This window comes from Serratia sp. CY44782, assembly GCF_052168715.1.
GTDB classification, from domain to species: Bacteria; Pseudomonadota; Gammaproteobacteria; order Enterobacterales; family Enterobacteriaceae; genus Serratia; species Serratia nevei.
The window spans coordinates 210324-232613 of sequence record NZ_JBJNME010000009.1 but is presented as its reverse complement, the minus strand read 5'-3'; the positions used below and the strand labels follow the sequence as shown (position 1 = coordinate 232613).

Annotated in this window: 19 protein-coding genes; 9 read left to right on the top strand and 10 right to left on the bottom strand. The window is 61.5% G+C overall.

What is annotated here, in order from left to right; translation table 11 throughout:
* Positions 1-4 precede the first annotated feature (4 nt).
* The 5 genes from ACJ8HT_RS18590 to ACJ8HT_RS18570 form a co-directional block, all read right to left on the bottom strand.
* Positions 5-757 (bottom strand): sugar phosphate isomerase/epimerase family protein, encoded by a 753-nt coding sequence (locus tag ACJ8HT_RS18590; protein ID WP_049200595.1) that lies wholly within the window; start codon positions 755-757, stop codon positions 5-7.
* Between the two features lie 166 nt (positions 758-923).
* Entirely contained in the window at positions 924-1958 is a 1035-nt protein-coding gene (locus ACJ8HT_RS18585; protein WP_038875990.1) for a LacI family DNA-binding transcriptional regulator, read from the bottom strand.
* A 126-nt stretch (positions 1959-2084) separates the two neighbouring features.
* Positions 2085-2747: an OmpA family lipoprotein gene (locus tag ACJ8HT_RS18580; RefSeq protein WP_016929583.1), complete on the bottom strand. Its 663-nt coding sequence runs from the start codon at positions 2745-2747 to the stop codon at positions 2085-2087.
* A gap of 254 nt (positions 2748-3001) precedes the next feature.
* Complete coding sequence (locus tag ACJ8HT_RS18575) at positions 3002-3448, bottom strand: N-acetyltransferase (RefSeq protein ID WP_197653180.1); 447 nt, start codon at positions 3446-3448, stop codon at positions 3002-3004.
* Positions 3445-4011: a DNA-3-methyladenine glycosylase I gene (locus ACJ8HT_RS18570; protein WP_197653168.1), complete on the bottom strand. Its 567-nt coding sequence runs from the start codon at positions 4009-4011 to the stop codon at positions 3445-3447. The genes ACJ8HT_RS18575 and ACJ8HT_RS18570 overlap by 4 nt, the downstream gene beginning before the upstream one ends.
* Positions 4012-4207: 196 nt before the next feature.
* Between ACJ8HT_RS18570 and ACJ8HT_RS18565 the strand changes: the two genes are divergently transcribed.
* From ACJ8HT_RS18565 to ACJ8HT_RS18535, 7 genes are all read left to right on the top strand, one after another.
* Positions 4208-6196: an autotransporter outer membrane beta-barrel domain-containing protein gene (locus tag ACJ8HT_RS18565; RefSeq protein WP_197653167.1), complete on the top strand. Its 1989-nt coding sequence runs from the start codon at positions 4208-4210 to the stop codon at positions 6194-6196.
* 733 nt (positions 6197-6929) lie between these two features.
* On the top strand, positions 6930-7847 hold the full coding sequence (gene glyQ / locus ACJ8HT_RS18560) for a glycine--tRNA ligase subunit alpha (protein ID WP_004933966.1): 918 nt from the start codon (positions 6930-6932) through the stop codon (positions 7845-7847).
* Between the two features lie 9 nt (positions 7848-7856).
* The gene (gene glyS / locus ACJ8HT_RS18555; RefSeq protein WP_038875981.1) at positions 7857-9926 is read left to right on the top strand and encodes a glycine--tRNA ligase subunit beta; all 2070 of its coding nucleotides are present in this window, start codon (positions 7857-7859) and stop codon (positions 9924-9926) included.
* A 319-nt stretch (positions 9927-10245) separates the two neighbouring features.
* Complete coding sequence (locus ACJ8HT_RS18550; RefSeq protein WP_016929578.1) at positions 10246-10965, top strand: DUF3053 domain-containing protein; 720 nt, start codon at positions 10246-10248, stop codon at positions 10963-10965.
* A 540-nt stretch (positions 10966-11505) separates the two neighbouring features.
* Positions 11506-13425, top strand: a complete 1920-nt coding sequence (locus ACJ8HT_RS18545; RefSeq protein ID WP_194571995.1) for a PTS mannitol transporter subunit IICBA — start codon at positions 11506-11508, stop codon at positions 13423-13425.
* A 58-nt stretch (positions 13426-13483) separates the two neighbouring features.
* Positions 13484-14629, top strand: coding sequence for a mannitol-1-phosphate 5-dehydrogenase (locus ACJ8HT_RS18540; protein WP_197653166.1), 1146 nt, complete (start codon positions 13484-13486; stop codon positions 14627-14629).
* A 94-nt stretch (positions 14630-14723) separates the two neighbouring features.
* A complete protein-coding gene (locus ACJ8HT_RS18535; RefSeq protein WP_016929575.1) occupies positions 14724-15275 on the top strand; it encodes an MltR family transcriptional regulator in 552 nt (183 codons plus the stop codon).
* Here ACJ8HT_RS18535 and ACJ8HT_RS18530 read toward each other — a convergent pair.
* Complete coding sequence (locus ACJ8HT_RS18530; protein ID WP_025304783.1) at positions 15272-15880, bottom strand: LysE family translocator; 609 nt, start codon at positions 15878-15880, stop codon at positions 15272-15274. The two genes, ACJ8HT_RS18535 and ACJ8HT_RS18530, sit on opposite strands and share 4 nt — an antisense overlap.
* A 142-nt stretch (positions 15881-16022) precedes the next feature.
* Between ACJ8HT_RS18530 and ACJ8HT_RS18525 the strand changes: the two genes are divergently transcribed.
* Both ACJ8HT_RS18525 and ACJ8HT_RS18520 read left to right on the top strand, forming a co-directional pair.
* On the top strand, positions 16023-17489 hold the full coding sequence (locus tag ACJ8HT_RS18525) for an aminotransferase-like domain-containing protein (protein WP_064290633.1): 1467 nt from the start codon (positions 16023-16025) through the stop codon (positions 17487-17489).
* A 73-nt stretch (positions 17490-17562) separates the two neighbouring features.
* Positions 17563-17925 carry a YibL family ribosome-associated protein gene (locus tag ACJ8HT_RS18520; protein WP_025304785.1) on the top strand — a complete coding sequence of 121 codons (363 nt, stop codon included), beginning with the start codon at positions 17563-17565 and terminating at the stop codon, positions 17923-17925.
* A gap of 11 nt (positions 17926-17936) precedes the next feature.
* Here ACJ8HT_RS18520 and ACJ8HT_RS18515 read toward each other — a convergent pair whose 3' ends face one another.
* The 4 genes from ACJ8HT_RS18515 to sodA all read right to left on the bottom strand — a co-directional run bounded on the left by ACJ8HT_RS18515 (position 17937) and on the right by sodA (position 22263).
* A complete protein-coding gene (locus ACJ8HT_RS18515) occupies positions 17937-18716 on the bottom strand; it encodes a class I SAM-dependent methyltransferase (protein ID WP_197653165.1) in 780 nt (259 codons plus the stop codon).
* Between the two features lie 101 nt (positions 18717-18817).
* Positions 18818-19489, bottom strand: a complete 672-nt coding sequence (gene yiiM / locus ACJ8HT_RS18510; protein WP_025304787.1) for a 6-hydroxyaminopurine reductase — start codon at positions 19487-19489, stop codon at positions 18818-18820.
* Positions 19490-19588: 99 nt separating this feature from the next.
* A complete protein-coding gene (locus ACJ8HT_RS18505; protein WP_060424318.1) occupies positions 19589-21517 on the bottom strand; it encodes a methyl-accepting chemotaxis protein in 1929 nt (642 codons plus the stop codon).
* A gap of 125 nt (positions 21518-21642) precedes the next feature.
* A complete protein-coding gene (gene sodA / locus ACJ8HT_RS18500) occupies positions 21643-22263 on the bottom strand; it encodes a superoxide dismutase [Mn] (RefSeq protein ID WP_004934003.1) in 621 nt (206 codons plus the stop codon).
* Positions 22264-22290: the final 27 nt, after the last annotated feature.

Below are 22290 nucleotides of genomic sequence, written 5' to 3'. Positions count from 1 at the left end.
GGGGTTACTCCGCACGCAAGATATTGACGTAATGGCGGGTGACGGCTTCCAGATCATCGCCCTGCAACGGGAATTCGATGCCGCGCGGCGCATCGTGCGGCAGGCGGGCCAGCAGATCGCGCCAGCTGCCGTCGGTATCGTCCAGCGCGACGGCGCGCCAGCCGCGCGGGCCTTGGGTGGCGGCTTTGACGTGCACGTAACCGACGTGGCGGGCCAGGCGTTCGGCGGCGGCGAAGGCGTCTTGCCCCACCCACAGCCAGTTGGCCATATCGAAGGTCATGCTGACCGGCAGGTGGCTATCTTCCGCCGCGTGGAAAAAGGCGTTCAGCATCGACAAAATGCCGCAGTCCGGCGTCTGATCGTTTTCGACCACCAGTTTGACCGGGTGCTGCTCCAGCGCCACTTTCAGCTCGGTAAAATCGAAGCCAGGGCGGAAATGGCCGAGGGAAAGCTTCAGCTGGCGCGCGTTCAGCGCCTGCGCTTCCGCCAGCAGTGCAGGCAGGTTGGGGTTCAGCGTATGTTGCGGGGTGAACAGCGCCTCGGGAGCCGAGTAGACGGCGAACAGCTGTTGGCGTTCGATCTCTTGCGCGAGGGCCGGCAGGCTGTCCAGTTCGCCGGCGGCGAACAGTTCGCGGCGGATCTCCACCCCGTCGGCGCCCGCGCCGGCGATGATGGGCAACAGCGCGCGCTGGCCGCCGTGTTGTTTGACGGTATCGGTGCCGTAGGCGCCGGTGACCACGATGATTTCTGTTTTCATTTTGACTCCTGAGGCGGCACTGTCGCCGCCGCTGCTGTTACCGGTACGTTAAATGGAACCGGTTCCAGCGAAAAGCGACAGAGTGTAAAAATATGATCGCAATCACGAAGCTGAGCAAAAAACAGCCGATGAGGGCGGGGCGGGCAACGGCCCCGGAGAAGGCGGGTTAGCGGGTGGTGGAGCCGCGGACGATCAGCTCGCCGGAGAACATCTGCTCGCCGCTGGGGGCGGCCAGGCCCTGAATGCGCTGCACCAGCCGCTCCAGCGCCGCATGCCCCATTTGGTAGGTGGGCTGTTTCAGCGTGGTGATGCCGACGCCCGCCAGCTCCGCCCACTCCAGCTCGTCGAAGCCCAGCAGGCCGATGTCGTTGCCCCACTGAATGCCGAGCCGGCGCATGGCGCGCGCCACCTGCAGCGTCAGGGCGCCGTTGGCGGAGATCACCGCCTTGCGCATGCCGCGATGGCGGCCGCTGAAATCGCTCAGCACTTGCTCCAGCTTCTGCCTATCGTTGAGCGGCGTTTCGGCCTGCTCCGCCAACAGCGTGGGGTGCTGCGCCATGGTGTGTCTGAAAGCGTGCAGGCGTTCGAGACGGGTATTGACCGTACCGAGCGGCTCGCTGAGGAACAGGATCGCTTCGAAACCTTGTTGCAGCAGGTGTTCGGTGGCGACGGTGGCGGCTTCGCGGTTGTTCAGGCCCACCACGTCGCAGGCGAAGTCGGGGATTTTGCGGTCGATCAGTACCATCGGCAGCATCGACTGTTGCAGCGTGGATAACGCTTCCTCGCGCATGCCGACCGCGTTGACCACGATGCCTTCCACCCGGTAACTGCTGAGCAGCTGCAGATAGTGCTGTTCCTGATTGACTTCGTTGTTGGTGTTACACACCAGCAGGGTAAAGCCGTGCTGGCGGCAGGCGGCCTCGATGCCGCGCATCACGTCCACCGAATAGGGGTTGGTGATATCGGCGAGGATCAGACCGATCAGGCGGGTCTGGCCGCCCTTCAGACTGCGCGCCATCTGGCTTGGCCGGTAGTCGAGTTGCCGGATCGCCTGTTCGATGCGCTGTTTGAGATCGTCGGAAAGCAGGTGTTGTTCACCATTCAGATAGCGCGACACGCTGGTCTTGCCGGTTTTGGCGATGCTGGCCACATCGCTGATGGTGGCGCGTCCTGAGGCGCGCGTTGCCTTGACAGTGCTCACAGCCGATCCCTCCTGCGGTTAATTGCCAAGGAGACTACCATACCCGATGTACGGGCGGGAGTATTGAAGGGTAAGGAGAAAATCGCAGGGAGGCGGCGGGGCGCCGGTTGCGCGCCCCGCACGGGATTACTGCAGCGGGCTGAGGGTGATCTCGACGCGGCGGTTTTGCGCCTTGCCTTCCGCTGTGCTGTTGGAGGCGATCGGGTTGTCCGGGCCGGCACCGGTGGTGCGGATACGGTTTGCCGCCACGCCCTGGGTGATCAGCGCGCTGGCTACGCCGTCGGCGCGCTGCTGCGACAGGTTCATGTTGAGCGAGCGGGAGCCGGTGCTGTCGGTGTAGCCGACAACGTTGACCGCGGTTTTCGGGTACTCTTTCAGCACCATGGCGACGCCGGTCAGGGTGTTGGCGCCCGCCGGTTTCAGCGTGGCGCTGCTGCTGTCGAAGGTCACGTTGTTCGGCATGTTCAGCACGATGTTGTCGCCCTGGCGGGTGACGCTGACGCCGGTGCCTTTCATCTTGTCGCGCAGTTTGGCTTCCTGCACGTCCATGTAATAACCTGCGCCGCCGCCCAGTGCCGCACCGGCCGCCGCGCCGATCAGCGCGCCCTTGCCGCGATCTTTCTTGGAAGAGGACAGCACGCCGACACCGGCGCCCAGTGCGGCCCCGAGGCCTGCGCCGATGCCGGATTTGCCGACTTCGGATTCGCCGGTGTATGGGTTAGTGGTACAGGCCGACAGCGTGAGCGCTACGCTCACTGCACCGGCAATAATTGCAATGCGTTTTTTCATGTTCTTGTCCTTAATGGCATCAAAATCTGTACGCGCCTGCCCAAAACGGGGGCGCAAAAAATAGGCGACGCAGGTGGGGCCCGCGTCACCGCGCTACTATGACGCGTTGACTCGCCGGCAGTTCCGGAGAAAAACGTGACAAATGATGAGCGCGGGGAAGTGCTGGGGAGAGTTATGCGGCAAAACGCCGGGCGGCGCCATGCAGCGGATTCCTAATTGCGCGCATCCGGGGTGCGGATGCGCCTTTTTTAAGCCTAATGGGTTGAACTTTCGACTGCCGACCAGTTCATGATCAGCGTATAGGCCTGGGTTTCTTCATTGAACAGGCGCTGCGCCACCTGAAAGCCGTGCTTGTGATAGAACGCGCAGGCACGCAGGTTCTGCTGGTACACCTCCAGGCTGAGCCGGCGGTAGCGCTGCTGCACGTGCGTCATCAGCGCCTGGGCGACGCCGCGGCCGTGAAACGCCCGATCGACAAACAGCGCGCCGATGAACTGCTCGTCCAGCACGCTGATAAAGCCGACGATCTCGTCGTGATGCCAGCAGGCCCAGCTCTGCGCGCGCGGCAGGTAGTTTTCCCGCACCAGTGCAGCGCTCTCACGCCAGTACTTTTCCGCCACGAACGGATGGGCGGCGATGGTGCTGGGCAGCCACAGCGCCATCAGCCGTTCGATATCCTCCGGGCCGCAGGGGCGGATCACCGTGGCTTTGGGTAGCACATGCACCCCGTGAGATGATCGTTCACCAGCCCGCTGGCCTGCATGAAGGCGTAACAAATGGTGGAGCCGATAAATTTGAAGCCGCGCTTTTTCAGCGCTTTGGACATGGCGTCGGACTGTTCGGTTTTGGCCGGCACCTGGTTCAGCGCCTGCCAGCGGTTGAGCTGCGGCCGGCCGCCGACGAAGTCCCAAATGAAGGCGACGAAATCCTCGCCGGCCGCCTCCATCGCCAGATAGGCTTTGGCGTTGATGATGATGGCTTCTATCTTGCCGCGATGGCGGATGATACCGCTGTCCTGCAGCAGATTTTCCACGTCCTGCTCGGTCATTGCGGCGACCCGCTGCGGATCGAAGCCGTGGAAAGCGCGACGGTAATTTTCGCGCTTTTTCAGGACGGTGATCCAGGAAAGGCCGGCCTGTTGCCCCTCCAGACACAGCATTTCAAACAGCTCGCGCGCATCGGTGGTGGGCGCGCCCCATTCCTTGTCGTGATACTCGAGATACAACGGATCGGCCGTCACCCAACCGCAACGTTCGTCTGCCATCCTGACTGTCCTTATGCTGTGTTTATGAACAGTAATCATCGCTCGTAGCGCCGAACTTGGCAAGCCCCTGATTGTTTTGTCATCAGCCCGCTTGACGTGACGAAAAAGCCGACAATAGTTACTACATGGCCGGTGGAAAACCGGTCAACGATAAAAACGACATTGCCTTCATTTGCAGGCTCTCAGGAGTCGATTCATGCCTCTAAAAATAACGTGCATGCCCCGCCCGGCGGCGCTTGCAGTGGCGCTACTTTGCAGTGTGACCCTTCCGGCTCAGGCGTACGATCAACTGTACGTCTTTGGCGACAGCCTGAGCGATACCGGCAACAACGGCCGGTTCACCTATGACGGCAGCCAGCACTTGCTGTACGACGAAGCGTTGGCGCAACGCATCGGGGCGGCGCTGGTGGCTTCGGACAACGGCGGTGAAAACTACGCCGCCGGCGGCGCCGTGGCGGTGCCGGGCCTGAACCCGGTCGACAACACCCAGGATCAGGTGCAGCGCTACCTGAACCGGGTCAACGGCCAGGCCGACGGCGACGGGCTGTATATTCATTGGATCGGCGGCAACGATCTGGCGGCGGCGGCGCTGAATGCCGCTACCGCGCCCGGCGTGGCCTATAACAGCGCTGCGGCCGCCGCTGCGCAGGTGCATTCGCTGCTGAACGCCGGCGCCGGCACGGTGATTGTGCCGACGGTGCCGAACATTGGCTCCACGCCGCAGCTGATGGAATTGATCATTCAACAGGCGTTGTCACCGGTGCAGGGAGCGGCGATCCAGGCGGCCTATACCACGCTTAATTCGGTGGCGACGCCGGACAACGCCTCACGCACGCAGGCGATCCACGCGGCGTTGGCCGCCGCGGCGAAGCAGGGCAGCGCCATTCCTCAGGTGCAGCAGGCGATCGCCGCGCAGCTTATCGCGGCGTATGACAGCCTGAGCGCGCAGGCCGCCCAGCTGACCGATTTCTATAATCAAAGTGAAGACCGTCTGCTGGCGCAGGGCGGCGGCAATATCGTGCGGGTGGACGTCAACAAGCTGTTCGCCGAAGCGATCGCCAATCCGGCGCAGTTCGGCTTCGCCAACACCGCCGGTATGGCTTGCCCGCCGGGCGTTTCCTCGGCGGTTTGCCGTTCCGATATGCCCGGCTTCGACGCCAGCCAGTCCTATCTGTTCTCCGACCATTTCCACCCCAGCCCGCAGGCGCACCTGCTGATTGCGGATTATATCCAGGCGGTGTTGGATGGCCCGGCGCAGGTGGTGGCGCTGAATCAGGCGACCGCGGCGATGGCGCGCGACAGTCGCGCCACGCTCGACAGTCGCTTCCAGCAGCTGCGCAACGGCGACAACCCGCAGGGATCGCTGGGCGTGTTCGGCGGCTACGCCGGCCAGCACTACGACTATGCCGATAACCGGGCGGCGGGGGACGGCAATGCCACTACCCACAACCTGACCGTCGGCGTGGACTATCAGCTGACCGACGGTTGGTTAATCGGCGCGTTGATCGCCGGTTCCAACGACGATCAGCATCCTTCCAGCCGCTTTGATTACAAGGCGCGCGGGCTGCTGCTGTCGGCCTTCAGTTCGCTGGCGCTATTCGAGCATGGCTGGGTCAACGCCGATCTGCACTATGCGACGATGGATTATGACGACATCCGCCGCAGCATGCAGCTGGGGCCGCTGACGCGCACCGAAACCGGTTCGACCACCGGTAAGCAGTGGGGCGCACGCGTGACCGCCGGCTATGACTTCCCGATTACTTCTTACCTGACCACCGGGCCGGTCGCGCAGTTCGCCTGGGATTACAGCCGCGTATCCGGCTACAGCGAAGATGGCGATGACAGCACCGCCATGCGCTTCAACGATCAAACTTACCACTCGCAGATTGGCGCGTTGGGTTGGCGGCTGGATACGCAATTCGGCGTGTTTAACCCTTATGCGGAAGTGAGTTATCAGCATCAGTTCGGCGACGACGTTTACCGCGCCGGCGGCGGTCTGAAATCGACGCAGACCTCGTTCACCCGCGACAGTGCGGGCCAGGACAAAAACTGGGTGGATATTACGCTGGGGGCCAACATGCCGTTGACGGACAGGGTATCGGCCTTTGCTACCGTCTCGCAAACCGGCGGGCTGAGCAGCGGCGAGCAGTTTATGTATAACGTCGGCGTCAGCGCGCGTTTCTGAGTTGGCCGCCGGTGCGTACGGTGGCGCAGGATAAAGCCATAAGGCCTGATAAGGGATTTAAGCGGAGGGCGGCCTGGGGGGAATTATGCGGGCCGCAATGACGTTGGCGGAAATACAAAAAAAAACTGATCCTATGAAAGGATCAGGTAGCCACTTGGCCAACACCAGGGAAAATTTTATTTATTATTGTATAACCAAAGATTAACTGTCAATTTGTTTCTGTGACCCGTTTGTGCCGTATTTCATCCTCCACACCCGGCACGTTGTCCCGCCGCGCGGTATCGCCTTATTTTTCACGTTAATAAGAAATAATCTGGCGCTTGATCACATTATCTCTCGGTGAGGGGAGTTTTTTAGTTGATAAAATTAACAAAAATAACATTGGCGCAACTTTATCTTGTGGGAAATATAAGGATGCTCGTACTTAAATCAGCATAAATTGGGGTGGGTGGAGGGGAAATAGCGTTCAGTTAATTGACTATTTAAGCGGCGGAGAATGAGGCTTTTTGTTAAATAACTCTAATGATTTTGGCGGTTCACGCCTTTCCGGCCGGCTCGCGGACAGCGGGAGCCGGCCGGAACGTCATCTCTTCCCACTGTGGCCGACGTGTGAAAATCCAGCGTTTCTCGCCCCGATTCGCACTTGTTGCCGGATTCTGGCTGTATATCTTACGGTCAAAGGGTATACTGCCGCATTCCATCTAAATCCACTTGTATCGCGTGCGAATTCAACATGCAAAAGTTTGATACCAAGACCTTCCAGGGCCTGATCCTGACACTGCAGGATTATTGGGCGCGCCAGGGCTGCACCATCGTTCAACCATTGGACATGGAAGTCGGCGCGGGAACCTCACACCCGATGACGTGCCTGCGCGCACTGGGGCCGGAGCCGATGGCCGCCGCCTATGTGCAGCCATCCCGCCGCCCGACCGACGGCCGCTACGGCGAAAACCCGAACCGTCTGCAGCACTACTATCAGTTCCAGGTGGTGATTAAGCCATCGCCGGACAACATTCAGGAACTCTACCTGGGCTCGCTGAAAGAGCTGGGTCTGGATCCGACCATCCACGACATTCGCTTCGTGGAAGACAACTGGGAAAACCCGACGCTCGGCGCCTGGGGCCTGGGTTGGGAAGTGTGGCTGAACGGCATGGAAGTGACGCAGTTCACCTACTTCCAGCAGGTCGGTGGCCTGGAGTGCAAGCCGGTGACCGGCGAGATCACCTACGGTCTGGAGCGTCTGGCGATGTATATCCAGGGCGTGGACAGCGTGTACGATCTGGTGTGGAGCAACGGCCCGCTGGGCGTTACCACCTACGGCGACGTGTTCCACCAGAACGAAGTGGAGCAGTCCACCTACAACTTCGAATACGCCGACGTCGACTTCCTGTTCTCCTGCTTCGAGCAGTACGAGAAAGAAGCTCAATCGCTGCTGGCGCTGGAAAAACCGCTGCCACTGCCGGCCTACGAACGCATCCTGAAGGCGGGCCATACCTTCAACCTGCTGGACGCGCGCAAGGCGATTTCGGTGACCGAGCGCCAACGTTACATTCTGCGCATCCGCACGCTGACCAAAGCCGTTGCCGAAGCCTACTACGCTTCCCGCGAAGCGCTGGGCTTCCCGATGTGCAACAAGAAGAACGAGAACTAAGAGGCAGCCATGACTCAACAGACTTTCCTGGTGGAAATCGGCACGGAAGAGCTGCCGCCGAAGGCTCTTCGTTCCCTGGCGGAATCTTTCGCCGCCAACTTCACCGCCGAGCTGGACAATGCCGGCCTGGAACACGGTGACGTTAGCTGGTTCGCCGCACCGCGCCGCCTGGCGCTGAAAGTGGCCAACCTGAGCGCGGCGCAGGCCGATCGCGAAATTGAAAAACGCGGCCCGGCGATCGCCCAGGCGTTCGACGCCGAAGGCAAACCGAGCAAAGCGGCCGAAGGTTGGGCGCGCGGCTGTGGCATCACCGTTGATCAGGCTGAACGTCTGGTGACCGACAAGGGCGAATGGTTGATGTATCGCGCCCACGTCAAAGGCCAGTCGGCACAGCAACTGCTGGCCGGCATGGTCAGCACCGCGCTGGCTAAGCTGCCGATTCCGAAACTGATGCGTTGGGGCGACTCCGACGTGCAGTTCGTGCGTCCGGTACATACCGTCACGATGCTGCTGGGTGCCGATCTGATCCCAGGCACCGTGCTGGGCATCGACTCTGCGCGCACCGTGCGCGGCCACCGCTTCATGGGCGAAGCCGAGTTCACTCTCGACAACGCCGACCAATACCCGCAGATCCTGCTGGAGCGCGGCAAAGTGGTTGCCGACTATGAAGCGCGTAAAGCCCTCATCAAGCGCGATGCCGAGCTGGCGGCGCAGAAGATTGGCGGCAAGGCCGATTTGAGCGACAGCCTGCTGGAAGAAGTGGCCTCGCTGGTGGAATGGCCGGTGGTGCTGACCGCCAAATTCGAAGAGAAATTCCTGGCGGTGCCGGCGGAAGCGCTGGTGTACACCATGAAGGGCGACCAGAAGTATTTCCCGGTGTATGACGCCGCGGGCAAACTGCTGCCGAACTTTATCTTCGTGGCCAACATCGAGTCGAAAGACCCGCAACAGATCATCTCCGGTAACGAGAAGGTGGTGCGTCCGCGCCTGGCCGACGCCGAGTTCTTCTTCAACACCGACCGCAAGAAACGCCTGGAAGACAACCTGCCGCGCCTGGAAACCGTGCTGTTCCAACAGCAGCTGGGCACCCTGCGCGACAAAACCGACCGCATTCAGGCGCTGGCGGGCTGGGTTGCCGGCCAGATTGGCGCCGACGTCAACCACGCCACCCGCGCGGGCCTGCTGTCGAAGTGCGACCTGATGACCAACATGGTGTTCGAATTCACCGATACCCAGGGCGTGATGGGCATGCACTACGCGCGCCACGACGGTGAGGCGGAAGACGTCGCCGTTGCGCTGAACGAGCAGTATCAGCCGCGCTACGCCGGCGATGCGCTGCCGCAGTCGCTGGTGGCCTGTTCCCTGGCGATCGCCGACAAGATGGACACCCTGGCCGGCATCTTCGGCATCGGGCAGCATCCGAAAGGCGATAAAGACCCGTTCGCGCTGCGCCGCGCCGCACTGGGCGTGTTGCGCATCATCGTCGAGAAAAACCTGCCGCTGGATCTGCAGACCCTGACCGAAGAGGCCGTGCGCCTGTACGGCAGCAAGCTGACCAACGCCAAGGTGGTCGACGAGGTGGTGGAATTCATGCTGGGCCGCTTCCGCGCCTGGTATCAGGAAGAAGGCCACGCGGTCGATACCATTCAAGCGGTGCTGGCGCGCCGTCCGACCAAGCCGGCCGACTTCGACGCACGCGTCAAGGCGGTGTCTCACTTCCGTACGCTGGAAGCGGCGGCGGCGCTGGCAGCGGCCAACAAACGCGTCTCCAACATCTTGGCCAAGTCTACCGAAACGCTGAACGACAGCGTGCGCGCCTCGGTGCTGAAGGACGCGGCGGAGATCCAGCTGGCGACTCATCTGGTGGTGCTGCGCGACAAGCTGCAGCCGTACTTCGCGGCGGGCAACTACCAGGAAGCGCTGGTGGAGCTGGCTGCGCTGCGCGAGCCGGTGGATGCGTTCTTCGATAACGTGATGGTGATGGCGGACGATGCGGAAGTGCGCGTGAACCGCCTGACGCTGCTGAGCAAGCTGCGCGAACTGTTCCTGCAGGTGGCGGACATCTCCGTGCTGCAGTAAGCGATTCTCTGCAGTGAAAAGGCGCCTGCGGGCGCCTTTTTTATTTCCGTTTCCTGGGCGCAAAGGCAAGGTCGCCTGGCGACTTGGGGGGCGACTTGGGGGGCGACTTGGGGAAATTGAAGCGTCCGGTCGCCGACGGCAATGAACCTCAGTGCGTTTTGCGCACGATTTTCAACCGCATCCGGCCGGTGCAATGCTCATCGCAAGCGGAATCGCGTATCGGAACGCCGCCAGTTGATCTATTCTTATAGGCGCACGGAGTGCGGAAAAAGGGGCGGAGTCCAATGAAAAAGCAGGTTTATAACAGGAGTTATGTCACATGGCGGTAGGGATCCAGAGCAGAGGTTTCGCGCGTTGGTTGGCACCGGTATTGGCATTGTTGGTGGTCATGCAATTGACCGCCTGCGGCGATAAAGAGCCGGAACAGCGCAAAGCATTTATCGACTACTTACAGAATACCGTGATGCGCAGCGGGGCGAACATCCCCACGCTGAGCGAAGATCAGAAGCAGAAGTTCGGCAACTATGCCGGTGATTACGCGATTTTGGTCGGTTTTTCTCAGCAGTTGTCCAAGTCGGTCGGCGCCAGCCTGACGCCGGCGCTGGATCAGATTAACCAGATCCGCACCGCGCAGGATTACCTGAACAAACGCGATGCGCTGCAGCAATCGGTCGGGGCGTTGAACCTGCTGGGCCAGCAGATCCAGTCTGCCAAATCACAGGCGGATACCGCCCGCGCGGCGCTGAAGCAGCCCGACGATCTGAAGGCGGTGTACAACCAGGCCTATGACAAGATTGTCACCGCACCGGCCAACGCCCTGATGCCGGCGATCCCGACCACTGCCAGCTTCGTGCAGGATCTGGTGCAGGTTGGTGATTTCCTGCAGAGCCAGGGCAATCAGGTCAGCTTCAACAACAACGGCGTGCAGTTCCGTACCGCACAGCAGGTGGCGCAGTACAACACCATGATGTCGAATCTGGTGGCCAAACAGCAGAACCTGGTGAATGCGCAGAAAGCCATTCAAAGCGTGACGCAATAACGCCTCCACGCACGCAGCAGGCCGGCATTGCCGGCCTGTTTTATTTCCCCTCAGCGTTTCCAATAGCTTGCTGGTTTATTGCGCAGGCTTCTGTACTACACTTCAATTAATCCATTCATTCGGCAATGTAGTTTTCTTTCATTCATCACTTCGCTAGTTCCCGGCGGGATGAGTGCTCACAGGGAAGATCAAACAGAGCGTCGCGATCGGGCGCTGCAGCTAAAAATAAATTGTGATGTTTGTCACAATTTAAAAACAAACCACCAATTTAAAAATGTGACAAATGTCACGTTGTGATGGGTTTTAAGGCGGTTTTTTTCTCACTGTGCTTTTTTTACACGCCATAAATGTGATCTCTGTCACTATAAAGGGTGGTTTGTTGGGGTGTTGTATGTGATTTGTATCACAAAAAATCCGTGAAGTTCGCGTGACAAAAACAGCGTGATAGAGTCCGTTTCGCATACAGCGGCAACACGGCTGGATCGTCACAACAATAATCACGCGCTCTATTGTCAGCGCGTAACAATAGGGGTGTGTTTTATGTTTTCACCAGACATCAAGGTTAAAGTACAAAACTTTGGCCGCTTCCTGAGCAACATGGTGATGCCCAACATCGGCGCTTTTATCGCCTGGGGGATTATCACCGCGCTATTCATTCCAACCGGCTGGCTGCCGAATGAAACCTTAGCCAAGCTGGTCGGCCCGATGATCACCTACCTGCTGCCGCTGCTGATCGGTTATACCGGCGGGCGGCTGGTGGGCGGCGATCGCGGCGGCGTCGTCGGCGCCATCACCACCATGGGCGTCATCGTCGGCGCCGACATGCCGATGTTCCTCGGCGCGATGATCGCCGGCCCGCTGGGCGGCTGGGCTATCAAGCACTTTGACCGCTGGGTGGACGGCAAGATCAAAAGCGGCTTTGAAATGCTGGTGAACAACTTCTCCGCCGGCATCATCGGCATGCTGCTGGCGATCCTGGCCTTCCTCGGCATCGGGCCGCTGGTGGAGGTGCTTTCCAAGCTGCTGGCGGCGGGCGTACACGTCATGGTGACGAACAACCTGCTGCCATTGGCGTCCATCTTCGTTGAACCGGCGAAAATCCTGTTCCTGAATAACGCCATCAACCACGGCATCTTCTCGCCGCTGGGTATCCAGCAGGCTACGGAAGCAGGTAAGTCGGTGTTCTTCCTGATTGAAGCCAACCCAGGCCCGGGCATGGGCGTACTGATGGCCTACATGTTCTTCGGCCGCGGCAGCGCCAAGCAATCCGCCGGCGGTGCGGCAATCATTCACTTCCTGGGCGGCATCCACGAAATCTACTTCCCTTACGTGCTGATGAACCCACGCCTGCTGCTGGCGGTGATCCTGGGCGGCATGACCGGCGTCTTCACCCTGACGATGCTGAACGGCGGCCTGGTTTCTCCGGCTTCTCCGGGTTCGATCCTGGCGGTGCTGGCGATGACGCCGAAAGGTGCCTACTTCGCCAACATTGCGGCAGTGTGCGCTGCCTTTGCCGTCTCCTTCGTGGTGTCCGCTTTCCTGCTGAAAACCTCCAAGGTGAAAGAGGATGACGATCTGGAAGCCGCAACCCGCCGCGTGCAGGAGATGAAATCACAGTCCAAAGGCGGCGCAGCGGCGCCGGCATCGGTCGACGGCGATCTGAGCACCGTGCGCAAAATCATCGTCGCCTGCGATGCGGGCATGGGCTCCAGCGCCATGGGCGCCGGGGTGCTGCGCAAGAAAGTGGCCGACGCCGGGCTGAAGAACATCTCGGTGACCAACAGCGCCATCAACAGCCTGCCGGACGACGTGGATCTGGTGATCACCCACCGCGATCTGACCGAGCGCGCGATGCGCCACGCGCCGCAGGCCCAGCACATCTCGCTGACCAACTTCCTCGACAGCAAGCTGTACAGCGATCTGGTTGACCGCTTGCTGGCGGCCAACAAAACCACCGACAACCAGCAGAAGGTGCTGGGCGCGCTGGACGACAGTTTCGAAGCCGGTGAGCCGAACCTGTTCAAGCTGAGCGAGAGCAACGTGTTCCTCAACCTGCAGGCCAGCGACAAAGAGCAGGCGATCCGCTTCGCCGGCGAGCAGCTGGTGAAAGGCGGCTACGTCGAGGCGGAGTACGTGCCGGCGATGCTGGAGCGCGAGAAACTCACCTCCACCTACCTGGGCGAGTCGATCGCCGTGCCGCACGGCACCATCGAGGCCAAAGACCGGGTGCTGCGCACCGGCGTGGTGTTCTGCCAGTACCCGCAGGGCGTGCGCTTCGGCGAGGAAGAGGATGAAGTGGCCCGCCTGGTGATCGGCATCGCTGCGCGCAACAACGAGCATATCCAGGTGATCACCAGCCTGACCAACGCGCTGGATGACGAGAGCGTGATCGAGCGGCTGGCGAATACCACCAGCGTGCAGGAAGTGTTGGACCTGCTCGGCGGCAAAAAAGCCGGATAACAGAATCATTTTAAAGGGTGCAGCTTGCTGCACCCTTCGACATTAAGAAGGTAGAGTTATGAAAGCATTACATTTTGGCGCAGGGAACATCGGCCGCGGTTTTATCGGCAAGCTGCTGGCGGACGCAGGGGTTGAGCTGACCTTCGCCGACGTCAATCAAACGGTGCTGGATTTGCTGAACAGCCGTAAAAGCTACGCGGTGCACGTGGTGGGCGAGCAAGAACGCGTGGAGAACGTCAACAACGTCAGCGCCGTCAACAGCGGCAGCGAGGCGGCAGTGGCGCTGATCGCCGAGGCGGATCTGGTGACCACCGCCGTTGGCCCGCAAATTCTCGGCAAAATCGCCGGCACGATCGCTAAAGGGCTGGTGCTGCGTCATCAGCAGGGCAATGTGCAGCCGCTGAACATCATCGCCTGCGAGAATATGGTGCGCGGCACCAGCCAGCTGAAGCAGCATGTGTTCGCCGCGCTGCCGCAGGACGAGCAGGCATGGGTTGAGCAGCACGTCGGCTTCGTCGATTCGGCGGTCGACCGCATCGTACCGCCGGCGGACAGCAGCGATCCGCTGGAAGTGACGGTGGAAACCTTCAGCGAATGGATCGTCGATCAGACCCAGTTCAAAGGCCAGCCTCCGGCGATCGCCGGCATGGAGCTGACTGATAACCTGATGGCGTTCGTCGAGCGCAAGCTGTTCACCCTCAATACCGGTCACGCCATCACCGCCTACCTCGGCCAACAGGCCGGGCTGCAAACCATTCGTGACGCCATTCTCGACCCGGCGATCCGCCGCGTGGTGAAAGGGGCGATGGAAGAGAGCGGCGCGGTGCTGATCAAGCGCTACGGGTTCGACGCCGACAAGCACGCCGTCTACATCAACAAAATCCTCGGCCGCTTCGAAAACCCTTATCTGCACGACGACGTCGAGCGCGTGGGCCGCCAGCCGCTGCGCAAACTGAGCGCCGGCGATCGCCTGATCAAACCGCTGCTGGGCACGCTGGAATACGGCCTGCCGCACGCCAACCTGATCCAGGGCATCGCCGCCGCCATGAGCTACCGCAGCGAACAGGATCCGCAGGCGTTGGAATTGGCGGAATTGCTGAGCACGCTCGGGCCGAAAGCCGCGCTGGCGCAAATTTCCGGCCTGCCGGCGGAAAGCGAGGTTGTAGAAGAGGCCGTTGCTGTGTATAACGCCATGCACAAGTAGAATCGTGATGATGAACACCCGAGCGCAGCTTGCTGCGCTCCTGCAACCCGAGTTCGGCATCGACGGCCCTCCCCACGCCTTTCGAAAAGCGACGATGGAAGAAGCACAGGCATTTGAAAACCAGGTTCTGGAAAAGCTGAACGCGGGCAAAACGGTGCGCAGCTTCCTGATCGCGGCGGTAGAGCTGCTGGCGGAAGCGCTCAACGTGCTGGTGGTGCAGGTATTCCGCAAGGATGACTACGCGGTGAAATATGCCGTCGAACCGCTATTGTCCGGCAGCGGCCCGCTCGGGGAGCTGTCGGTGCGCCTGAAGCTGATGTACGGGCTGGGGGTGATCTCCCGCCACGAATATGAAGACGCCGAACTGCTGATGGCGATGCGCGAAGAGCTGAACCACGACGGCTCGGAATACCGTTTCGTCGACGACGAAATCCTCGGGCCGTTCGGCGAGCTGCACTGCGTAGCCGCGCTGCCGCCGGTGCCGACCTTCCTGCAGCCGGGCGAAGCGGATGAAGCGCTGATCGCCATGCAGCGCCAGCGCTATCAGCAGATGGTGCGCTCCACCATGGTGCTGTCCATTACCGATCTGATCGCCGGCATCGGCGCCAAACAACCTTCCCGACTCTCTCCTCTCGGCCGCGGCTAAGCAAAGGCCGCGCGCCACTCGTCGAACAACAACCACAGCGCGGTGGCGGCCATCAGGCCGGACATCACGCCGTTGAAGGCGCGCAGCTTCCAGGTGACCCGCAGCGCGTTGCGCAACCGGTCGCCCAGCACCGCCCACAGCAGCACGCACGGCAGGTTCAGCAGCGCGAAGCCGGCGATGACCGACAGCGTATGGACAAAGGTGGCGCCTTCGCGCGGGGTGAACAGGATCGCCACGTTGATCACCATCAGCCAGGCCTTGGGGTTGACCGCCTGAAACAGCGCGCCGTTGAGCAGGCTCATCGGCTGCGCCTGCTCTTTGGCGTCCGGTGAGGCCGCCTGGAACAGTTTCCATGACAGCCACAGCAGATAGGCGCAGCCGATCACCGCCAGCGGGAGGCGGATGACGCCGGCCCAGCTCAGCGCCAGCGCCAGCAGTGGAATAATGATCGCCAACTGCACCGCACAGCCGACGCAGATGCCGAACAGCATCGGCAGGGTGCGGCGCAGGCCGAAGTTGACGCCCGACGAGGCCAGCAGCAGGTTGTTGGGGCCGGGGGTAATCGACATGACGGTGACGTAGCTGACAAAGGCGGAGTCCAACATGGCAGGTTCCTTGAAAATGGCGGTAATCACGAGAGGATCAGCATAATCGCTGCGATGGGATGGTGACAGAACCACAAATCGGATATTGTCATGGTTACAGTTGTGCAAAATGTAAACTGTACCCATTGCCTGGAGAGAAACTGTGACCCTGCTCGATGAAACCCCGGATACCCGTTACCTGCAGCTGGCGGATACGCTGGCCGAGGCCATTCGCCGCGGCACGCTGCGGCCCGGCGACCGCCTGCCGTCGGTGCGGCGCTGTGCGCAAACCCATCGCGTCAGCATCAATACGGTGGTGTCGGCTTACCGCACGCTGGAGGATCGCGGGCTGATCGAAGCGCGGCCGCAGTCCGGGTTTTACGTTCGCAGCACGCTGCCGGCGCTGAAGATGGCCTCGGCGCCCAGCGGGCGCATCGAACCGCCGGCGGACGACGTGCTGGCGCTGATCGACACCGTGTTTGCCGCCCAGCAAAACCCGGCTTTCACCAACATTGCGCTGGCCTGCCCGCAGACCAGCGATTTTTATCCCGGCGGCAAGCTGGGGCGAATGCTGTCCTCTCAGCTGCGCCGCCAGCCGGATCTGATCGGGCAGTACCCGTTGCCGCCCGGCAGCCTGCGGCTGCGTCAGCAGATCGCCCGCCGCTCGATGACGCTGGGCATGCTGCTGGAGCCGGGCGACGTGGTGCTGACCCACGGCTGTATGGAAGCGCTGCAGCTGGCGCTGCGCGTCACCACCAAACCGGGCGACTGCGTCGGGCTGGAGTCGCCAACCTATTTCTATCTGCTGCCGCTGCTGGCCAGCCTGGGGCTGAAAGCGCTGGAAATCCCCACCGATCCGCAGCGGGGACTGTCGCTGGACGCGCTGGAACTGCTATTGAACGAGAAGCGGCTGAACGCGGTGATCGCCATGCCGACGGTGCAAAACCCGCTGGGCTGCACTATGCCGCTGGCGGCGAAAAAGCGGCTGGCGCGGCTGATGAACGATCATCAGGTGCCGTTGATTGAAGACGGGCTGTATGCCGAGATCCAGTTCGGCGGCGCGCTGTCGCCGGCGGTGAAGGCGTTCGATCGCGACGGCTGGGTGCTGTTTTGCTCCAGCTTTACCAAAACGCTGGCGCCGGACTTTCGCGTCGGCTGGATCTGCGGCGGCCGTTTCCACGAGGCGTTGCGCAAGCTGAAGGCGGTGTCATCGATGTCCGAGTCGCAGCTGCTGTCGGAAACGCTGGCGACCTTCCTCGAGAGCGGCGGCTACGATCACCATTTGCGCAACCTGCGCAAGCGCTATGCGGCGCAGGTGGACGAGGCGCGGGCGCTGATCGCCCGGCATTTCCCGCGCGGCACGCTGGCCACGCAGCCGGCGGGCGGATTCGTGTTTTGGGTTGAATTTCCCCCCGGCGTGGACAGCGTGGCACTGTTCCATCAGCTGCTGGAGGAGCAGATTTGTTTGACGCCGGGCACTTTGTATTCGCCCAGCGGGCGCTACCGCAACGCGCTGCGGCTCTCCTGCTGCTACCCGTTCAACGCGCGCTACACCCAGGCGTTGGCCCGGCTCGGCGCCAGGGCCTGCGAGATGAGCGGCCTGCCGCCCGGCATTGCGCAAGACGGGTAACGGCGCGCGCCTTTTGCTACAATGCCGGTATCATTGATTAGCGTGCCATTTTGGGCACAACGGGCCAGAGACCATGAAAGAGAAAGAAAAGGCAGAGATCAAGCGCCTGAGCGACCTGCTGGACGCCTTGAACCACAAAGACGCCACCGTGATCCAACAGGGCAACCCTGAGTTGATCGCGCAGCACACCAAAGAAAAAGAGAAACTGGCGACGGAGATCGAGCGCCTGAAAGACGTACGTGGCGAGAAGCTGAGCGCCGAAGCGCAGAAGCTGAGCAAGCTGCCGTTCAGCCGCGAGATCACCAAGAAAGAGCAGGCCGATATGGGTGCGCTGAAGAAAAGCGCGCGCGGGCTGATCGTGGTGCACCCGATGACCGCGCTGGGCCGCGAGATGGGCCTGAAAGCGGTCACCGGTTACGCCAAGAAAGCGTTCTGAACCCCCGGGCGTCAGACCTTGGTGGTGAAATACGCCTTGGTCTGATAGGGCACGGTGACCGTGTCCTGGCCCCGCAGTTCCTCTTCTTCCGCCACCAGCTGGCGCAACCGCTCGATAACCTGATCCTGTTGCGGCTGCGGCAGCGCGGCGATAAAGCTGGTTGAACGCACCCGGTTGTAGATCACGTCCTCCACCGCGCCGCGGTGACCCAGCATAAACACCTGCTCCTGCAGCGGTTCAAAGCCTTTGAACGGGAAGAACTTGCGCCATTCGCCGGTATAGAAACGCGGCGCATCGCCTTCGTGGCTATCGACGATCTGATTCAATTTACGCACCCAACCGACGCGCGCATCGCGCATGTTCCACACCAGACCGAGTTTGCCGCCGGGCTTGAGGATGCGCTGGATTTCCGCCAGCGCCTGCGGCGTGGCGAACCAGTGGAAGGATTGGGCGCACACTACCGCATCGACCGACTCGTCCGGCAACGGGATCGCCTCGGCGGTGCCCGCCAGCGTTTTCACCTGCGGCAGCGCCGCCGACAGTTTTTCCAGCATTTGTGGCACCGGTTCGACGGCGATCACCTGCGCGCCGGTTTCCAGCAGGCGCGGAGTGAACTTGCCGGTACCGGCGCCGAGATCGATGACCGTCATGCCGGCGTGCAGGCCGATAGTTTCACGCAGCCAGACGGCGATGTCCGGCGGGTAATCCGGCCGGCCTTTCACATAGCGATCGGCGTTGGCCTGATAGCCTTCGGCGGCGGCGTGATGAATCGAATGGATCGGGGTGGTCATTACCTGGCTCCTGGCTGAAAAACGTGCGGCTACAGTATAGGCGGAAGAATAGGGTTAACGCGGCATTCGGCGCACGTTTTTCATCTTTTCCGCCCGCGATTTCAACGGCCGAGCAGGCGGCGGTTGAAGTCCTCGAGGCGCCCTTCGGCAAGCCGCGTAAGCATGGTCTTGCTCCAGCTGGCGGAGAGGCCGGCCACCGCCAACAGGCGGCGATACTGTTCCGCGTCGAACGGCATGTGCCAGGCGATGGCGATGGCTTCGGCGACCGACACGTCGCTGTTGCGCGCTGCCAGCTCCAGCGGACGATCGCCGCTGACCGCGCCGGGTGACACCACCCGATACAGCCAGCCGCAGCGGCCGCTTTGCTGCATCAGCACCGAAATATCCTCGATGGCGAAGTGATAATTGAGCTTGAAGCACGGTGAGCGCGGCTGGGTGACCTGGATCAGCGCTTCGCCCCAGCGGAAGATGTCGCCCATAAACACATTGTGTTCGGTCAGCCCTTCGGTGGAGATATTCTCGCCGAAGGCCGGGGCGCAAAACTGCTCTGCCTGCGCCGGAAACTGCTCGCGCCAGTGGGCGTAATGTTCGCGCGGGTAGTGGCACAGCGCGCGATCCGGCCCGCCGTGGTAGCTTTTTTCCGCCTGTTCGTCGCCTTCCAGGCCGAGCGGCGTGAGCCGGATGGCGCCATCCACCTGGCGTTTGGCGATGGCGCTGGGGCGCCCGCCTTCGTAGGGTTGAATATTGCCGATGTAAACGTCTGGGTGATGCATGTGCGCCTCCGTGTCTCGCGTCGAGGGCTCAGCATAGCCTGAGTTGTGCCGGGGGGACATAACAACCCGCCCGAAAATCCTCGGGCGGGCGGCGGGGCATCAGAAGGTGGTCCAGTTCTCTTCCGCTGCGGCGTTGGCGGCCGCGGGTTTTACCGCCGGCGCTTTCGGCGCGGCGGCTTTCACTGCGGCGGGTTCGGTCTGCTCCGCCAAACGGAACACCGAGACGCTCTGCAGCAGCATGTCGGCCTGTTCTTCCAGCGAATCGGCGGCGGCGGCGGACTCTTCCACCAGCGCGGCGTTCTGCTGGGTGGTGTGGTCCATCTCGACGATCGCCTGGCCAATCTGGGCGATGCCGCGCGTTTGCTCATCGGAGGCGGCGGCGATCTCGGCCATGATGTCGCGCACGTGGGTGACCGAGCGGACGATCTGTTCCATGGTGTTGCCGGTGCTTTCCACCAGCTCGGTGCCGGTTTTCACCCGGCTGACCGATTCGGCGATCAGCCCTTCGATCTCCTTAGCCGCTTGGGCGCTGCGGCTCGCCAGGCTGCGCACTTCGCTGGCAACCACCGAGAAGCCCCGGCCCTGTTCGCCGGCGCGCGCCGCTTCGACCGCGGCGTTGAGTGCCAGGATGTTGGTCTGGAAGGCAATGCCGTTGATCAGGGTGGTAATTTCGGCGATACGCTGCGAACTGCTGGAGATATCGCGCATGGTGCTGACCACGTTTTCCACCAGCTTGCCGCCCTGCTGCGCGGTCTGCGAGGCGTCGGTGGCCAGCTGATTGGCGTGATGGGCGTTGTCGGCGTTCTGTTTCACCGTGGCGGTCAGCTGCTCCATGCTGGCGGCGGTTTCCTCGACCGCCGCCGCCTGCTGCTCGGTGCGGGAAGAGAGATCGGTGTTGCCGGCGGCGATTTCCGCAGAGGCGGTAGAAACCTGGCTGACCCCCATCTGGATCTTCTCAATCATGGTGCGCAGGTTTTGGCTCATGGCCGCCACCGCGTTCAGCAGCTGCCCCAGCTCGTCGCGGCGGGTGCTGGTCTGCGCCTGGCGCAGGTCGCCGCCGGCGATGCGTTCCGCCATGGCCAGCGTGCTGTGCAGCGGACGGGTGATCTGCAGCGTGATGCGCCAGGCGATAAGCACCCCGGCGATGATGGCGATCAGGGTGGTGATGCCCATCTGCAGCTGCGCCAGATTGATGTTGTTGCGCGTCTGCACCAGCTCGTCCTGCATAAAGGCGTTGACCAGCATGCCGATCGCTTGTGCGCGTTCGCCGAGCTGCCGGCTGATCTGCTGCTCGTGCTCATAGGCCGGCAGGTAGGCCGCGATGCGGTTTTTGTAATCGTCCAGGGCGGCCAGCAGCGGCTGCAGCTGCGGGCGCTGCGCGTCGCTGACCCGGCGGCTCAGAGCGTTGGCCGCGTCGCGCGCGTCGTCGATGGCCGCCATCAGCGGGGCTTCGGTTTCCTTGTTCAGGCTCAGCAGCAGGCCGCGCGCGCCGTAGCGCACCTGGGTCAGCTTCTGGTTCAGCTGGATGAAGGCCAGTTGCAGATCGCCGTTGGTCAGCTGGCGTTCCACCTGGCTCAGGCTGGCCTGCACTTCCGACATGTTCCAGCTCTGGCGCACCGCGTCTTTCGCCGTGACCGCCTGCTCAAAGACTTTTTGCTGCTGTTGATATTCCCCGATCAGCGTCACCAGACGCTGCAGATCCTTGCGGCTTTGGGCGTCCCAGTCCAGCGCTTGCCCCTGGTCTATCAGTTTGACGGCGTTCTCAATATTGGCGCGGTTGTTCTGAATGTACTCCGGCCGGTAGGTCTGGCCGTACATGGCGCGGTTGTATTTGGCCTGGTTGATCTCCTCGTTCAGCCGGTTGCTGAAGTCGATGCGATCGGCGCGGGATTCGATGATGTGCAGATATTGCGCCCCGGTGCCGGCGATGACGACCGCCAACAGCAGCAACAGCGCGAAGCCGAGACCGAGCTTTTTACCTACGGTGAGATGAGTGAACTTTCCTGCCAATGCTTGCAATGCCGCCATAGCGTTTTTCCTTCTCCGGGCGAACGTCAATTGAACAAACCATCGGCAAGAAGTGGTCAAACTTTAGCGGATTTCAGGCAAAAAAATACCCGCCGGTGGCGGGCATCTTCATCAACGGGAGCGAATTACTTCTTCGCGGCGAAGCGTGCGGCGGCTTCATCCCAGTTGACCACGTTCCAGAACGCCTTGATGTAGTCAGGGCGTTTGTTCTGATATTTCAGGTAGTAAGCGTGTTCCCACACGTCCAGACCGATGATTGGGAAACCGGAAGCGCCGGCGACGGCTTCGCCCATCAGCGGGCTGTCCTGGTTAGCGGTAGACACCACGGCCAGTTTGCCGTCTTTCAGCACCAGCCAGGCCCAACCGGAACCGAAGCGGGTGGCTGCGGCTTTCTCGAACTCTTCCTGGAATTTCTCAACGCTGCCGAAATCGCGCTCGATGGCCGCTTTCAAATCGCCGCCCAGCGTGGTGCCGGTTTTCAGGTTTTTCCAGAAGAAGCTGTGGTTGGCGTGGCCGCCGGCGTTGTTGCGCATGAAGGTGCGTTTGTCGGCAGGCACTTTATCCAGATCCTGGATCAGCTCTTCAACGCTGTATTTGGCCAGCTCTGGGTAGGCTTCCAGCACGGTGTTGGCGTTGTTGACGTAGGTCTGGTGGTGTTTGGTGTGATGGATTTCCATCGTCTGCTTGTCGAAATGCGGTTCCAGTGCGTCGTAAGCGTACGGCAGGGATGGCAGTGAATAACTCATAATCATCATCTCCAGTGGTGTATGGGC

Excerpts from the sequence above, each read along its gene's own strand:
- yiiM (WP_025304787.1), bottom strand. The coding sequence starts at position 19,489 with ATGCATCACCCAGACGTTTACATCGGCAATATTCAACCCTACGAAGGC.
- ACJ8HT_RS18590 (WP_049200595.1), bottom strand. The coding sequence starts at position 757 with ATGAAAACAGAAATCATCGTGGTCACCGGCGCCTACGGCACCGATACC.
- ACJ8HT_RS18545 (WP_194571995.1), top strand. The coding sequence starts at position 11,506 with ATGTTTTCACCAGACATCAAGGTTAAAGTACAAAACTTTGGCCGCTTC.
- glyQ (WP_004933966.1), top strand. The coding sequence starts at position 6,930 with ATGCAAAAGTTTGATACCAAGACCTTCCAGGGCCTGATCCTGACACTG.
- sodA (WP_004934003.1), bottom strand. The coding sequence starts at position 22,263 with ATGAGTTATTCACTGCCATCCCTGCCGTACGCTTACGACGCACTGGAA.
- ACJ8HT_RS18580 (WP_016929583.1), bottom strand. The coding sequence starts at position 2,747 with ATGAAAAAACGCATTGCAATTATTGCCGGTGCAGTGAGCGTAGCGCTC.
- ACJ8HT_RS18570 (WP_197653168.1), bottom strand. The coding sequence starts at position 4,011 with ATGGCAGACGAACGTTGCGGTTGGGTGACGGCCGATCCGTTGTATCTC.
- ACJ8HT_RS18515 (WP_197653165.1), bottom strand. The coding sequence starts at position 18,716 with ATGACCACCCCGATCCATTCGATTCATCACGCCGCCGCCGAAGGCTAT.
- ACJ8HT_RS18530 (WP_025304783.1), bottom strand. The coding sequence starts at position 15,880 with ATGTTGGACTCCGCCTTTGTCAGCTACGTCACCGTCATGTCGATTACC.
- ACJ8HT_RS18535 (WP_016929575.1), top strand. The coding sequence starts at position 14,724 with ATGGAAGAAGCACAGGCATTTGAAAACCAGGTTCTGGAAAAGCTGAAC.
- glyS (WP_038875981.1), top strand. The coding sequence starts at position 7,857 with ATGACTCAACAGACTTTCCTGGTGGAAATCGGCACGGAAGAGCTGCCG.
- ACJ8HT_RS18520 (WP_025304785.1), top strand. The coding sequence starts at position 17,563 with ATGAAAGAGAAAGAAAAGGCAGAGATCAAGCGCCTGAGCGACCTGCTG.
- ACJ8HT_RS18565 (WP_197653167.1), top strand. The coding sequence starts at position 4,208 with ATGCCTCTAAAAATAACGTGCATGCCCCGCCCGGCGGCGCTTGCAGTG.
- ACJ8HT_RS18505 (WP_060424318.1), bottom strand. The coding sequence starts at position 21,517 with ATGGCGGCATTGCAAGCATTGGCAGGAAAGTTCACTCATCTCACCGTA.
- ACJ8HT_RS18550 (WP_016929578.1), top strand. The coding sequence starts at position 10,246 with ATGGCGGTAGGGATCCAGAGCAGAGGTTTCGCGCGTTGGTTGGCACCG.
- ACJ8HT_RS18540 (WP_197653166.1), top strand. The coding sequence starts at position 13,484 with ATGAAAGCATTACATTTTGGCGCAGGGAACATCGGCCGCGGTTTTATC.